The organism is Formosa sejongensis (genome assembly GCF_033447105.1).
GTDB lineage: Bacteria > Bacteroidota > Bacteroidia > Flavobacteriales > Flavobacteriaceae > Formosa.
Genome location: NZ_JAWQUN010000008.1, coordinates 1 through 15,606, shown reverse-complemented (window position 1 = coordinate 15,606; position 15,606 = coordinate 1). Strand labels below are relative to the sequence as shown.

Annotated in this window: 9 protein-coding genes; 8 read left to right on the top strand and 1 reads right to left on the bottom strand. The window is 32.9% G+C overall.

Features of this window, described 5'->3' with window-relative positions:
- Positions 1-252: 252 nt before the first annotated feature.
- Positions 253-1,839, bottom strand: a complete 1,587-nt coding sequence (locus R6X41_RS09910) for an L-serine ammonia-lyase, iron-sulfur-dependent, subunit alpha (protein ID WP_318499830.1) — start codon at positions 1,837-1,839, stop codon at positions 253-255.
- Between the two features lie 338 nt (positions 1,840-2,177).
- On the opposite strand from R6X41_RS09910, the gene R6X41_RS09905 reads away from it, so the two are divergent.
- The 8 genes from R6X41_RS09905 (at position 2,178) to xylE (ending at position 15,061) form a co-directional block, all read left to right on the top strand.
- Positions 2,178-4,412, top strand: a complete 2,235-nt coding sequence (locus R6X41_RS09905; protein WP_318499828.1) for a S9 family peptidase — start codon at positions 2,178-2,180, stop codon at positions 4,410-4,412.
- A 639-nt stretch (positions 4,413-5,051) separates the two neighbouring features.
- Positions 5,052-6,716: an ATP-binding protein gene (locus R6X41_RS09900; protein WP_318499826.1), complete on the top strand. Its 1,665-nt coding sequence runs from the start codon at positions 5,052-5,054 to the stop codon at positions 6,714-6,716.
- A gap of 2 nt (positions 6,717-6,718) precedes the next feature.
- Positions 6,719-7,384 carry a DNA-binding response regulator gene (locus tag R6X41_RS09895; protein WP_318499824.1) on the top strand — a complete coding sequence of 222 codons (666 nt, stop codon included), beginning with the start codon at positions 6,719-6,721 and terminating at the stop codon, positions 7,382-7,384.
- Between the two features lie 259 nt (positions 7,385-7,643).
- Positions 7,644-8,708, top strand: coding sequence for a zinc-binding metallopeptidase family protein (locus tag R6X41_RS09890; protein WP_318499822.1), 1,065 nt, complete (start codon positions 7,644-7,646; stop codon positions 8,706-8,708).
- 505 nt (positions 8,709-9,213) lie between these two features.
- Positions 9,214-10,209: a glycosyltransferase family 2 protein gene (locus tag R6X41_RS09885; protein WP_318499820.1), complete on the top strand. Its 996-nt coding sequence runs from the start codon at positions 9,214-9,216 to the stop codon at positions 10,207-10,209.
- 494 nt (positions 10,210-10,703) lie between these two features.
- Entirely contained in the window at positions 10,704-12,188 is a 1,485-nt protein-coding gene (locus R6X41_RS09880; RefSeq protein ID WP_318499818.1) for a xylulokinase, read from the top strand.
- A gap of 3 nt (positions 12,189-12,191) precedes the next feature.
- Complete coding sequence (gene xylA / locus R6X41_RS09875) at positions 12,192-13,517, top strand: xylose isomerase (protein ID WP_318499816.1); 1,326 nt, start codon at positions 12,192-12,194, stop codon at positions 13,515-13,517.
- A gap of 125 nt (positions 13,518-13,642) precedes the next feature.
- The gene (xylE, locus tag R6X41_RS09870; RefSeq protein ID WP_318499814.1) at positions 13,643-15,061 is read left to right on the top strand and encodes a D-xylose transporter XylE; all 1,419 of its coding nucleotides are present in this window, start codon (positions 13,643-13,645) and stop codon (positions 15,059-15,061) included.
- Positions 15,062-15,606: the final 545 nt, after the last annotated feature.

Genomic DNA, 15,606 nt, shown 5'->3' with positions numbered 1-15,606 from the left:
AAAGACAGACAGGATTTACAATGATTTTAACGCTTTGAGAATAAGAGGTTAACTTAACTATTGGTTTTCTGTTTGTTTTGTTAGACAAAATTTATCAGGTTACATTTTTTGTTTAAAATACAGCGCAAAAATATGACCTATTAAAATTGTTGACTTGTAATATAATGTTGTGAATACACTTACAAACAAACTGAGTTTTTAACTAGGTATCAAAAAATAGGGATTTAATAGGCATCAACATTTAAAAGTTGTTTAACAATTTTTAAAAGATGGTTGTTTTAAAATGCTTTTGTATCCAGCAAGTTTGGCTTCAATTTGTTTCGCTGTTTTAGTTATCGCTAATCCGCCAAGTCCTGTGCATCTTAAGGTGTGATGTATTGCATCTCCAACTCTTTTCATGGTGTCAATTACTTCGTCTAAAGGAATAACTTGATCATAATCAGATAAAGCCATATTTGCACAAGAAATTGCAGTAGAACTCGCCATAACATTTCTGTTTAAGCAAGGTGCTTCCACACGATCGGCAACGGTATCGCAAATTAGTCCTAAAGAACTTTGTAATGCAATTGAGGCTGCAGCTAAAGATTGGTTTAGAGAACCATCTTTTAAAACCACAATTCCTGCAGCTGCCATGCCTGAAGCCGAACCACATTCTCCCATGCATCCACCAACTTCTGCAGAAAAAGTAGCATGTTCGGTAATAAATACACCAATAAGTCCAGCGGCTAACATTGCTTTAACAAGATCTAATTTTGGTAGGTTTAAAACATCTGCAGTGCCAATTAAAGTTCCAGGGATTGCACCGCAAGATCCGGCAGTTGGAGCAGCAACGATTACACCCATAGAACTTTTAACTTCCATAATTGCAGACGTATACATGGTACATGTATTTAATACATCTCCGGGAACTAGTGTGTTTGCTTCAAAATTCTTTTTAAAAACTAGTGATTGTGGTCCAAGTATGCGATCTTTATATTTAGTGCCTCTTAAGCCTGTAACCACAGCATAGCGCATAACGTCTACTATGTTGCCCATTCGGTCTAGAACTTCTTCTGCCAGAATATTACCTCTCATACTTTCGTAGTCTAAAGCCAATTCCCAAAGTTTTAAATCTTTGTCGGCATTATAATCTAACATCTCTTCAACTGTTATAAAAGGGACTTCAAGATCTTTTCTTGACTTGATAGGAAGTACTGGAGAAATAACCTTAATGGAAGTCATGTTTTTTAATGAAGAAACTACTTTTAGTAATTCCTTTTGTTGAATTTCATTAGAGTGTACAGATATAAAATGAGATGAACCCTGATGTTGTTTAGCTTCTCCTAAATTTAGGTTGGTTACAGTATTGTATATTTCTTGCGTTTGACCTGTATATAAAAGGGTTACATAAAAATCGCCATACATAGATACAGCTGCTTGGTCTATTTCTATTATTTCTATCATTCCGCCACCAGTAGAAATTCCTATAACTTGATGGGTTTCAGTTTTGTTTTTTAAAGTTATTTTATATGTATTAGGGTGATCTGCACCAATATCATGAATGTCTATTTTTATTTTTATACCGGCATCTTCAATATGCTTTTCATAATCTTTTAGCCTTTCATCGTCTGCTTCCCATCCTAGTAATCCGCCAAATAATCCCATGTCAGAACCTTGTCCCGAATGCGTCGTTGCCAAGGATCCGTTAGGGTCAAATTCAATATATACGTCATTAATATCACCATCCATTAAGTCTAGACATATTTTTCCTATTCTTAAGGCAGCAGCACAATGGGAGCTTGATGGACCTCGCATTACTGGCCCGATAACGTCGTTAAATATACTTGGATATGATTTCATAATGATAACTAGTGGATTAGGGCGTTAGTGATATAATTAAACTATTAGAGCAACAACATTATAATGCCGATAACTTAGATGTATTTAAGTTAAATTTCAAATGGTGTGTCTATTCAATATTTCATTCTAAATACTAAAATTAATAAAATTACCGACATACGCTTTATTTGAAAAGACTTTGGTTAATATAGTATTACTATTGGTTACTATACTCAAAAAATGAAATTTTATATTGTCTTAATATTGCTTAATATAAAATGGTCTGCTAACATTTGTCTCTCTCAAAAAGTATTGAGAAAGAATCTATATTGTAGAATTAATCAAAATAATTAAAATCAATGAAAAGAAATATTATTCTATTATTTGTTATTTTTTTAATTGCTTATCAAGCTGAATCACAATCGGATAACGCTTTAACATTGGAGGATATTTATAAGAATGGTGTCTTTAAGCAAAAAGGTTTTGGTCCAGTAAGATGGATGAAGGATAATAAGGGATATTCTACTTTAGAACTAAATGAAGAAATTGGAGGACAGGATATTGTAAAATACGAAGCTAAATCGGGGAAAAGAACAGTTTTAGTTTCTGCATCCCAATTAATACCAGCTAATGAAAAACAATCTTTAGAGATTTCTGATTATCAGTGGTCAAACGACGATTCTAAATTACTCATATTTACAAATACAAAACGAGTGTGGAGGTATAATACCAGAGGAGATTATTGGATGTTAGATTTAACCACTAATACATTGAAACAGTTGGGAGAATCGTTACCAGAATCTACTCTAATGTTTGCTAAATTTTCTCCAGATGCTTCTAATGTTGCTTTTGTAAGTGAGTTGAATATTTATGTAGAAAATCTTAAAACCAATACAGTTAAGCAACTTACAAAAGATGGAGGAGATACAATTATAAACGGAACTTTTGACTGGGTTTATGAAGAAGAGTTGAGTTGTAGAGATGGATTTAGATGGAGTCCCGATGGTGAAAATATAGCCTATTGGCAATCGGATACTAAAGAGGTAGGTACTTTCTATATGATAAATAATATTGATTCGCTTTACTCAAAACCGATTCCTTTACCTTATCCAAAAGTAGGTACAGAATTATCTTCTGTAAAGGTAGGAGTTGTCTCTGTTACTGGCGGCGATACAAAATGGTTTTATATTCCTGGAGATACCCAAAATAATTATTTAGCTCGTATGGATTTTATACCAAATTCTAACGAGGTAATGGTACAGCAATTAAATAGACCTCAGAATATAAACAAGGTTTGGGTTGGGGATATAAATTCAATGGAAATCAACACTATATTGACAGAAACAGACCAAGCATTTTTAGATATTCATGATGATATTCGTTGGCTTGATAACGAAAAATACTTTACGTGGTCTAGTGAGCGAGACGGTTGGCTTCATTTGTATAAAGTATCACGCAATGGAGAAGAAATCTATCCCATAACCAAAGGGGAATTTGATGTTGTGAATATAGATAATATAGATGCTAAAGGAGGTTATGTGTATTATATAGCATCGCCAGATAATTTTACTCAGCGCTATCTGTATAGAAGCAGAATAGATGGTAAGGGGAAAGCGGAAAGAATTACTCCACCAAGTAATTTGGGGCAGAACAAATATCAAATTTCAGCAGATGCGAAATGGGCTATTCAAACTTTCGAAAACACGACTACGCCAACAAGATATTCACTAATTAGTCTCCCGTCTCACAAAGAAATTAGAATATTGGAAGATAATAACGAGTTAAAGCAAGAATATACTTCGCTAGGGCTAAATCCCAAAGAATTTATTAAGGTAAATATTGGTGATGATGTTTTAGACGCTTGGATGATAAAACCTAAGAATTTTGATGCTTCTAAGAAATATCCGTTATTTTTTTATGTATACGGGGAGCCTGCAGGATCTACTGTTCAGGATAATTGGGCTGGTGGAGATTTGTGGCATCATTATATAGCAGATCAAGGCTATGTTGTAATTAGTGTTGACAATAGAGGGACAAAAACACCAAGAGGTCGCGATTGGCGTAAATCTATCTATGGACAAATAGGTATTCTTGCCTCAGAAGATCAGTCTAAAGCAGCAACAGAAATTTTAAAAACGTATAGTTTCTTAGATCCAGAAAGAGTTGGTATCTGGGGGTGGAGTGGTGGCGGACAAATGACACTGAACTGCATGTTTAGATATCCTGAAATTTATAAAACAGGATTAGCCGTTTCTTTTGTTTCTGATCAAAGATTATACGATGCTACATACCAAGAACGCTATATGGGTTTATTAGAGGACAATGCCAAAGGTTATCACGATGGATCGCCAATAAACTTTGCGGAAAATCTAGAAGGAAATCTAATGATTATCCATGGAACTGCAGATGATAATGTTCATTATCAAAGTTTTGAAATGTTAGCAGATCAATTAATTAAATACAATAAATTATTTTATATGATGTCTTACCCTATGCGATCTCACTCAATTCACGAAAGAGAGAACACATCTTATCATTTAAGAGAGACTATGGAAAATTATTGGAAATTAAATCTGCCTGCTGGCGGAAAATAGAATTAATTAAGGGTGAATATTTTAAGATGTCTACCCTGAAAAAATAATTAAAAATTTAGCTGAAACACCTCATGAAAATAAAGATGATTTTTGGGTAATTATACTCTAAAAAAAGTTTTAAAAATCCAAATTTAAATTGCTGCGAATCTGTAAATAAAGCTTTGTATTTTTTGTTAGATAGTTAGCGTTATAAAACTACTGAATATGAAAATAAATGCATTTTTTTGGTAACCTAAAAAAAGGGTAACACATGGTTTAAAATCAATAAATGTTAAGTTGTAAATTTAATTTAAAATAGATTTGTATCTGAAGTTGGAAAAACGAATATTGAGGTTACCAAAAAAGAACTTCATGGACTATTTTAGATGAGGTTTAATCCTTAATTATTACAAAAATATTTAGAACAAAATTTTATTTTTAAGCGTTCAAGTATTTCGGTTAAAATATTTTTGAAGTGGGTTGTCCTTGCAAAAAGAAGAGAAACTAGAGAGGAAATAATTTTAGAACTAGTCAATAATCTAAGTGAAGACGGTAAGTCTTAGTGGGTTAGGTGATTACAATAATACAAATAATAAAGTAGCCTTAATATATAGTGCTTTTGTGAAAAGAAAAACCAAAAGATCTTCTTAGATTTATGGTATGAAATTATTTAAAAATGTAAACTTGTTTCTTTTAGTTTGCACCATATTATTAGTGTCTCATTTTAGTGAAGCTTACGGATTTCAGGAGCAGAAAATAGATAGTTTACAATACTATATAGAGTTGGCTTCTAACCCGAAAGATGAAACTAATTTGGCAAAGGCTTATTTGTTTTTCGACCATAGAAAAAAGGAAAGTATTGCCAACAATAACAAGGCATTTACTGTTTATTATCTTCAAAAAATTTCAAGAATTCAGTATCATTTAGGCGATTATTACGGGAGTGAAAATTCTGTAGTTAGCGCCTTGACTTTATTGTCGAATTCCACATCGCCTAAAGACATAAAAAGTAAGTTGGGATTATATAATTTGTTAGGTAAAATTTACGGAGAATTATTAGATTATAATTCGGCATTAAAATATTATAATAAGGGTTTAAAAATTGCATTAAAACAAGAATACATTAATATTATTCAAAATAATATAGCACTTATTTACATCAAACAAAATAAGTTTGAATTAGCAGAACAAGCGTTTTTAGAAATTTATAATAATAGTATTCACTTAGACGATAAAATACAAACATATAGAGCTTTAGATAATTTAGGTTTTGTTCAATCTAAATTAAATAACCCTCAGGGACTAACAAATATGCTTGAGGCTCTGGATCTAAAATTAGCCATTAATCACCATATGAGTGTTTATGCTAGTTATGGACATTTATCGAAATATTATGCTGATATAAACAATTTAGAGCAAGCGCGTTTTTATGCTGAAAAAGGCTATGAAATGGCAAAAATTATAAATAGTCCTACATTTATAAAAGATGCCTTAACCAACCTTATTACTTTAGAAGATGATACTAACGCACTTGAGTATATAAAAATTACCGATAGCTTATTTGTTAATAAGCAATTGGAAGAAAATAAGTATGCTAAAGTTAAATATGACTATACCGAAAAAGAAAATTTAGCAAAAGAAAACGAATTACAAAGTGAGCGAGAAAAAAGATGGAAACTCACATACCTTTCTATTGGGATTTTCGTGGCTTTAATGTCTGTTTTCTTTTTGATATTTCAGAAATTAAAATATCGAAAAGAAAAGATTCTACAAATTTACAATACTGAAATTCGCATCTCTAAAAAAATCCATGATGAGGTTGCGAACGATGTGCACCGAGTAATCAATAAATTACAGTTTCAAAGTAATGTTTCCGAAGCTATTATTGAAGATTTAGACCATATTTATGCACGAACACGAGATATTTCTAAAGAAAATGGAAATTTAGATGTAGATAATAATTTTGATGCCTTACTAAATGATTTGTTTCTAAATTATAAAAACTCAGATGTTAATATAATTACTAGAAATGCTTCAGAAATAGACTGGAATAAAGTTGATAATTATAAGAAAGTAACCATTTTTAGGGTGATTCAAGAGCTTTTGGTAAATATGAAAAAACATAGTAACGCTTCGCTTGTTGTGTTTAAATTCAGTAAAATAAAGAAAAAAATTGAAGTCGCTTATTCTGATAATGGGATAGGATGTGAAATAAAAAAGGGTTCAGGAATCCAAAATATGGAAACCCGTATAAAATCTACAAAAGGAACTGTTATTTTTGAAGCTGAACCCAATAAGGGTTTTAAAGCTAAAATAACCATATAGAGATGTTTAAAAAAGTTTTAATAGTAGACGATTACGATATTGTAAACGAGGGAGTGCTTACAATGCTTAACAGTAAAGACATTACTAATGTCGAAAAAGCGCAGTATTGCGATATGGCTTTGCTTAAACTTAGAAAAGCAAATCAGGAAGGAGAGCCATTCGATTTATTAATTACAGATTTATCGTTTAAAACAGATTTTAAAGAAGGCGATTTACAGTCTGGCGACGAGCTTGTATGTGCAGCTCGGGAAGAAGGTTTAACGCTTCCTATTATAGTATATTCTATGGAAGATCGTTTGCAACGGGTAAGAACCTTAGTTAATAAATATAAGGTTAATGCATATGTGTGTAAAGGACGAAGAAGCATCTTTGAATTGGCACAAGCAATTTCTGAAATCCAAGACAATAAATTGTTTCTTTCTCCGCAAGTAGAAAATGCGCTAAATCCGCAAACCTGTTTAGAAATTCAGGATTACGATATCGAACTAATTAAACAATTGTCGTTAGGGTTATCGCAGAGTGAAATTAGTAAGCAATTAGAAGAGCAGAATATTACGCCCAGAAGTTTAAGTTCTATAGAAAAGCGCCTGAATAAGTTGAAAGATGATTTTAAAGCTAATAATGTAATTCATTTAGTTGCTATTGTAAAAGATTTAGGATTAATTTAGTTCTATTCCGGTTTCCCGTAATACACCCACTTATAAAAAGTATAGGTTTGGGGAGTTATTAGTTACATTAGGGGAAAAGGGCATTTAACGCGTTTAAAGATGTGTTATCTGCCTCTTTTTGTAATTAGTTTTGCGATTTAAATAAAATTTTCACAAAGGATAAATCATACGTTTTCAGAAATATTATTAGATTATATTTGCTGCGGTAGTTAGAAGAATGAAGAACTACCTTGTAACTCATTTTTAATTATATTTTATTATGAAAATATTTCAGTGTAGTAATTGCGATTTTCCTGTGTTTTTCGAGAATACTGCTTGCGAGAGCTGTGGTTCGGCTTTGGGATATTTAGATTCAGAAAACGAGATCTTAGCTAATAATTCAGATTTTTTAAAATGGAGCGTTAAAGGTCAGACCTATACATATTGTAAGAATAAAAGCTTACATGCATGTAATTGGTTGGTGCCTATAAACCACGAAACTGGTTTTTGCACATCGTGTGATTTAAATAGAACAATTCCCGATTTATCGGTGCCAGAATACTATGAACGTTGGCAAATAATGGAAATCGCTAAGCATAGACTTATATATGCTTTACAGCGTCTTGAGCTTCCTATAATTAGTAAATTTGAAAATCCAGAAACAGGATTGTTTTTCGATTTTTTATCTAAAGAGGATGCAAATGTAGATGGCAAAAAAGTGATGACAGGGCATGCAAATGGTGTAATTACAATTCTCTTGGCCGAAGCAGATACTGTAAGTAGAGAACAGATGCGAATATCTTTAAATGAAAAATATAGAACCTTAATAGGGCATTTCAGACATGAAGTTGGTCATTATTATTGGGACAGAATATTTGCAAATGAAAACTTCTTATCAGAGTATAGAAATCTATTTGGAGATGAAAGGAAGGATTATGGAGAAGCTTTAAAGTTACATTATAAGAATGGAGCGCCTAAAAATTGGAAAGCTGATTTTATAAGTACATATGCCTCGTCGCATCCCTGGGAAGATTGGGCAGAAACGTGGGCGCATTATTTACATATTTTAGATGCTATGGAAACAGCTTTCTATTTTGGATTAGAAGGAGCTCCAAACCTAAGAAATTCACACCATATGCGTATTAAGGCTATTTATCCCTATAAAGATAATATCTCGTTTCAAGCTATTTTAGACGAAACATCATCTTTGTTTTATGCTGTTAATAGTATAAATAGATCGATGGGAATTACAGATGTTTATCCTTTCGTAGTTTCAGATAAAGTGAAGGAAAAGTTAGAGTTTATTCATCAAATACTGCAACGCTATAAAAAGGAATCCCATTAAGTTAATTCGCTTATTAATGTTAAAATAATTATACATTTTACTTTAAATCAAAATACTGCGTCTCACTGAATGTATTTCATAATCTTATTTTCTAAACATTGCGTGATAGAAAAATGAGGTCCTGAAAAACTTTAGTGAGACGCATTTTTTAAATTGATTAGACTGCGTCAGTTTAAAATAATTTCCTTCTCAATCTTCTTCAAAAGCACAGATTATAGTTCACTTCATATTACTTTGAGGTAATTGTTTTCATCTTTATCAAACCTTAATTGTTTCGTTATACTGCTAAATATTAAAGTGTATACCTATACAGTGTATAATTAGTACACGTAAAAGTGTTAAAGTGTGTAAAAATTATACACGTAATTTTATGGTATAATGTGTAAATCCCTTGTATACAGTGTGTTTAGTCTGGTGGCACATGTATTGCTAAACTATAAGCGTCACCCGATTAGTATATCGGAAACACGTAAAACGAAAAATAATTTAGTACCACATATATAAAATGAAAACGGCAACACTAACCTCAACACAATTTAATATTTTAGAATCCCCATTCAGTGGTTCTGAATTATTGAATAGGTTAATTTTTCAAAACAAATCAATTCCTGGAAAAGACACTATTCTTTGGAGCAAAATTACACTAGTAAGTATTTTTATGTTAATGTTGGCTGCAGCTTATGGTATTTATGTCTTTTACCAAGCCTTTAATGATATTCTTTTAAACCCTTTATACAACCCTTTATTTTACGGTTTCTTTATAGTAGCAAATGGATGGTTTGCTTTTAGTGGCTTAGCATATCTTTACAAATTACATTTATATTTAAAATACAAATCTATAGAATCTATTAGCGACGACTCTTTACCGAAAACAACAGTAATAATATCAGCTTATAACGAAGGAAAACAAGTTTACGATACATTAATTAGCTTAGCAAAAAGTGACTATCCTGAAGAAAAATTACAATTAATAGCTATAAACGATGGTAGTACCGATGATACTTGGAGCTGGATGCATGAGGCTAAGAACGATTTAGGAGATAGAGTTACCATTTCTCAACAACCAAAAACTATGGGTAAAAGTCAAGCTTTACATCGCGGGATTAGTATTGGAACTGGTGAGATTTTTGTAAACGTAGATAGCAACGCGATTATAGATAAAGATACATTAAGAAATTTAGTAAGTCGTTTTATTGTAAGCGGTCGGAATCGAACAGAATCCAAAGGAGTTAGGATTTTAAATAAAGAAAAACAAATAGTATCTAAAACAGATCAGGATACAGGCTTAACTAATATCCTTTTAAGATTTAGTGCACTTAGGTTGTTTCAAGGACATGCGAATGCGTATTCTAAGGTCTCAGCAGAGTCTAAAAAATTCTATAATATGTTTATTAAGCCAAGTACAATTAAGGTCCTTTTTGTTAAGACGTTTACTCGTTTAGATATGTATTTACTTAACGTAGAAAAGGTGTTAAAACAAAATTTAAGCTTCTCAGCTTAACTCATATAGATTTATAATAATTTAAATTATCTCTTTAGATATTTCACCAATCGGGACTAAAAGATAAGTCTGAATTAGAATTAGTAGAATAGGATTAATAGCAAATCAATTAATTTGAAGCTTTCACGAACATAAGTTCTTGGAGGCTTTTTGCATTTAAACCCTTTGTGGTAATCAGTTTCGCTAAAAAATTACGTAAACCTTTAAGTACATTTTAAAACAACGGGCATTAAAATAAAGACGGCGTGTAAAGTGCTTATATTGTTGATGTTTTCAATCGTTTTCTTCTGCTTTAAACGAAAAAAACACGTACGTTTAAAAGCTGAAAAATCATCTATATTTAAATAATATTTAATATTTAGGCTAAAAAATCATAATTTCACATATAAATAGAAGTGTTGTTTAACTATTGCTAAAACATCTGTTTTTTTAATACCCTTCATTTTATTTAAGGCTTAAAAAGAGTCACTCAATTAACATATTATTCATTATAAATGTATCACTTAGGAATAGATTTAGGAAGTTCATCGGTTAAAGTTGCTTTAGTTGATGCGGAAAGCGGAAAGAAAATAATATCACTGCTCGAACCACCAAACGAGATGGAGATTATAGCCATTAACCCCGATTGGGCAGAACAAGACCCAAATATGTGGTGGATGCATGTTTGTAATGCGATAAAACGTGTTACTGTTGAAGCGAATGTAAAGCTTTCAGATATAAAAAACATTGGTATTTCGTATCAGATGCACGGTTTAGTTATTGTGGATAAAGACGGAAACCCGTTACGAAATTCAATTATTTGGTGCGATAGCCGAGCGGTTGAAATTGGTAGAAAAGCTTTAAAAGATTTAGGTAAAGAGTTATGTGGAACACACATGTTAAACGCTCCCGGAAACTTTACAGCTTCAAAATTAAAATGGGTTATCGATAACGAACCAGAAATTTACAAAGACACCTATAAATTTATGTTACCAGGCGATTTTATTGCGTATAAACTTACTGGTAAAATGGCAACCACTAAAAACGGCTTGTCTGAAGGTATTTTATGGGATTATAAAAAAGACGATGTTGCTACCGATTTATTAGACTATTACGGTATCGATAAAAACTTGGTTCCAGACATAGTAGAAAACTTTACAAACCAAGGGACTGTAAACGCGCAAGCGTCAAAAGACACTGGGCTTCCGTTAGGGGTTCAGGTTACGTATCGCTCGGGCGACCAGCCTAACAACGCCTTATCTCTTAATATTTTTAACCCTGGAGAAGTGGCTGCTACAGGTGGTACGTCGGGTGTGGTATATGCCGTATCTAACAACTTAAAGCCTCAAGAGATTTCTAAAGTTAACCATTTTGCACATGTTAATTATACAAAAGCAAAACCTGTAATAGGAACGCTTTTAAATATAAACGGCGCAGGTATACAATACCGTTGGTTACGAAATAATAGTGGTGTAGATTCTTACGAAAACATGAACCGTAAAGCCTCTAAAATAGATGTAGGTTCTAATGGTGTGGTTGTTATTCCGTTTGGAAATGGAGCCGAACGTATGTTAGAAAATAAAAATGTAGGGACGCATATTTTAAACCTAAATTTAAACTTACACGATAATGCCCATTTATACCGTGCGGCTTTAGAAGGTATTGCCTTTTCGTTTGTTTACGGTATGGATATTTTGAAAAAAGATATTGGCGAAATTAAAGTAATTCGCGCAGGGAACGATAATTTATTCCGTTCGGAAATCTTTGCCAATACGGTGGCAACCTTAATCGATCACTCTATAGAAATTTACAATACTACAGGCGCTGTTGGTGCTGCTAGAGCTGCTGGATTAACAGATGGTAATTTCGAGAAATTTGGAGAAAACATCTCGAATAACGATCATGTAATGACGTATTTGCCTTTACAAAATAAGGCACCGTATGAAGCGGCATACAAAACATGGAAAACTGAATTAGAAATGATATTAAAACACAAATAAATTATGGCAACATTAGGCAATAAAGAGTATTACAAAGGTATCGGAGACATTAAATTTGAAGGAAAAGAATCCGACAATCCGTTAGCATTTAAATATTATAACCCTGAACAAGTTGTAGCAGGAAAAACCATGCGTGAGCATTTTAGATTTGCTATTTCGTACTGGCATACCTTCTGCGGAACAGGAGGAGACCCATTTGGTCCTGGAACATTAAATTTCCCATGGGATAAACCAACAGATGCGCTTGAAGCAGCTAAGGCAAAAGCAGATGCTGCATTCGAATTCATTACTAAAATGGGCTTCGACTATTACTGTTTCCACGATATAGATTTAGTAAATGAGGCAGCTACTTTTGGAGAACACGAAACAAGATTAGCAGCAATTACAGACTATTTAAAAGAAAAGCAAGCCGCTTCTGGCGTTAAATTACTTTGGGGTACAGCAAACTGTTTTTCTAATCCGCGTTATATGAATGGGGCGTCTACCAATCCAGACTTTAATGTGTTGGCAAGAGCAGGTGGACAAATAAAACTGGCTATAGATGCGACTATTGCTTTAGGTGGTGAAAACTACGTATTCTGGGGCGGTCGTGAAGGTTATATGAGCTTATTAAACACCGATATGGGTCGTGAATTAGACCATATGGGACAGTTTTTAGGTATGGCAAGAGATTATGCAAGAGCACAAGGTTTTAAAGGAAATTTCTTTATCGAGCCTAAGCCTATGGAGCCCATGAAACATCAATACGATTTTGATAGCGCTACAGCTATTGGATTCTTAAAGGAATATGGTTTAGATAAAGATTTTAAAATAAATATTGAAGTTAATCACGCGACTTTAGCACAACACACCTTCCAACATGAAATTGCTACTGCTGCAAAAGCAGGGATGTTAGGAAGTTTAGATGCCAACCGTGGCGATTACCAAAACGGATGGGATACAGACCAATTCCCTAACAACATTCAGGAAACTACAGAAGCCATGTTGGTGTTCTTAAAATCAGGTGGCCTACAAGGTGGAGGTGTTAATTTTGATGCTAAAATTAGAAGAAACTCTACAGATATGGAAGATGTATTCCATGCACATATTGGAGGAGCAGATACGTTTGCAAGAGCATTACTTACAGCAGATAAGATTATAACATCTTCGGCTTACGATAAATTAAGAACAGATCGTTATAGCTCTTTCGATGCAGGAAAAGGTAAAGATTTTGAAGCTGGTAAATTAGACTTCCAAGATTTATATAAAATCGCTCAAGAAAACGGAGAATTAGAATTACAAAGTGGAAAACAAGAATTGTTTGAGAATATTATCAATCAATATATTTAAAATATTTTAGCAGAGTAACTCTAAAACTGTATCGTCATTCTTAGTAGAGAATGCGATACAGTTTTTTGTATCCTTATTTTTTGTATTTTTCAGATTAAATTAACTAATAATATAACCATTTAACCATGTCAACTTCACACAATTCCGCCTTTTTATGGCGCTTAACATTAGTCGCCACTTTAGGAGGATTACTATTCGGGTATGATACTGCCGTAATTTCAGGAACCGTAAGTTCTTTAGATAAATTTTTTGTACTCCCCTTTGGGCTGTCTGAAATGGGTGCCAATGCGCGTTTAGGATTTTTAGTATCTAGTGCCTTAATAGGATGTATTATTGGAGGGATTTCTGGTGGTGTTATTAGTCGGAAATTAGGACGAAAAAACGGATTGATTTTAGCTGGTGTTTTATTTTTATTATCGGCTATCGGATCTGCTGCTCCCGAATTATTTATGAAACCTATTGGTGAAGGCGATCATACGTTTATGTACTATTTTATTGTATATCGTATTATTGGTGGTATTGGGGTTGGATTAGCATCTATGTTATCTCCGCTTTATATTGCTGAAATTGCCCCAGCAAAAAGTAGAGGACGTTTGGTTTCTATGAATCAATTTGCAATTGTTTTTGGTATGCTGATTGTGTATTTTGTAAACTACTATATTTCTAGTTTAGGAAACGAGGATTGGTTAAGTACTATAGGATGGCGTTGGATGTTTGCTTCGGAAATTATCCCTGCAAGTTTATTCCTTTTCTTTTTAATGTTTGTTCCAGATACACCACGTTCTTTAGTGTTGCAATCTAAACCAGAGCAAGCGTTAGATGTTTTAACTAAAGTAAATGGTGCTGCGGAAGCTAAAGTTATTCTAGCGGATATTAAGAGTACTGTAGTGACGCATTCTAGTAAACTATTCTCTTACGGTATTCCTGTCATTATATTCGGTATTCTACTATCTGTTTTCCAACAATTTGTTGGTATAAACGTTGTATTGTATTATGCTCCCGAAATTTTTAAAAGTATGGGATCAGGTACAGATACCGCTTTAATGCAAACGATAATAGTAGGTGCTATAAACTTATTATTTACAGTATTGGCTATGCAAACAGTAGATAAATTTGGTAGAAAACCATTGATGATTATTGGAGCTTTAGCTATGGCAGTTGCCATGTTTGCTTTAGGAACGTCGTTCTTTATGCATTCTTTAGGGATGTTCTCTTTAATTTGTATGTTAGTGTATGTTGCTGGATTTGCGATGAGTTGGGGACCTGTTACTTGGGTGCTTCTATCGGAAATATTCCCGAATAACATTCGTGGTAAAGCCTTAGCTGTTGCTGTGGCATGCCAATGGGTTGCGAATTATCTAGTATCGTGGACGTTTCCTATGATGGATAAAAATAGTTATTTAATTGAACAATTTAATCACGGATTCGCCTATTGGATTTACGGATTAATGGGCGTAATAGCAGCATTCTTCGTTTGGAAGTTTATTCCTGAAACTAAGGGAAAAACGCTAGAAGAAATGAATGAATTATGGACTAAAAAATAATATTTAAAATACTTTTATAAGATAACATCTCATACTGAGAAGTGTTAGATGTTATCTTTTTTACAAATTAAAAACGACTTCGAAAGAGGTCGTTTTTTGCTTCCCTAGCGTGTACTTGAAAAGAGTATAGGTTAGCGTAATAGGTTTAAAATAAATAGAACCAAAGAATTTAAAAATAGAAACTAAAATAATATCGAAGCGTCATGCTGAACTCGTTTCAGTATCACATAGGACTAAAAAATCACTCCTGATACCGGTTTAGGGTAACGGTAAGATGAAGGTAACGTCATGCTGGATTTATTTCAGCATCACATAGAGAGCATAACATCAGGTTTACTTAAGATAATTATAATTCTAAATTATGAGACCCTGAAACGAGTTCAGGGTGACGGTAAGATAAAAACTGTTGTATATAAATCTTTTAGAGGTCAGTATATAAATACTTATCTTTAAACCTAAGAAACACATTAAAACATGAACATATTTACAGGTCAAAATCTTCTAGAGTTTTCTGATCGATTTAAAACCGACCTTGATTGTAAGGA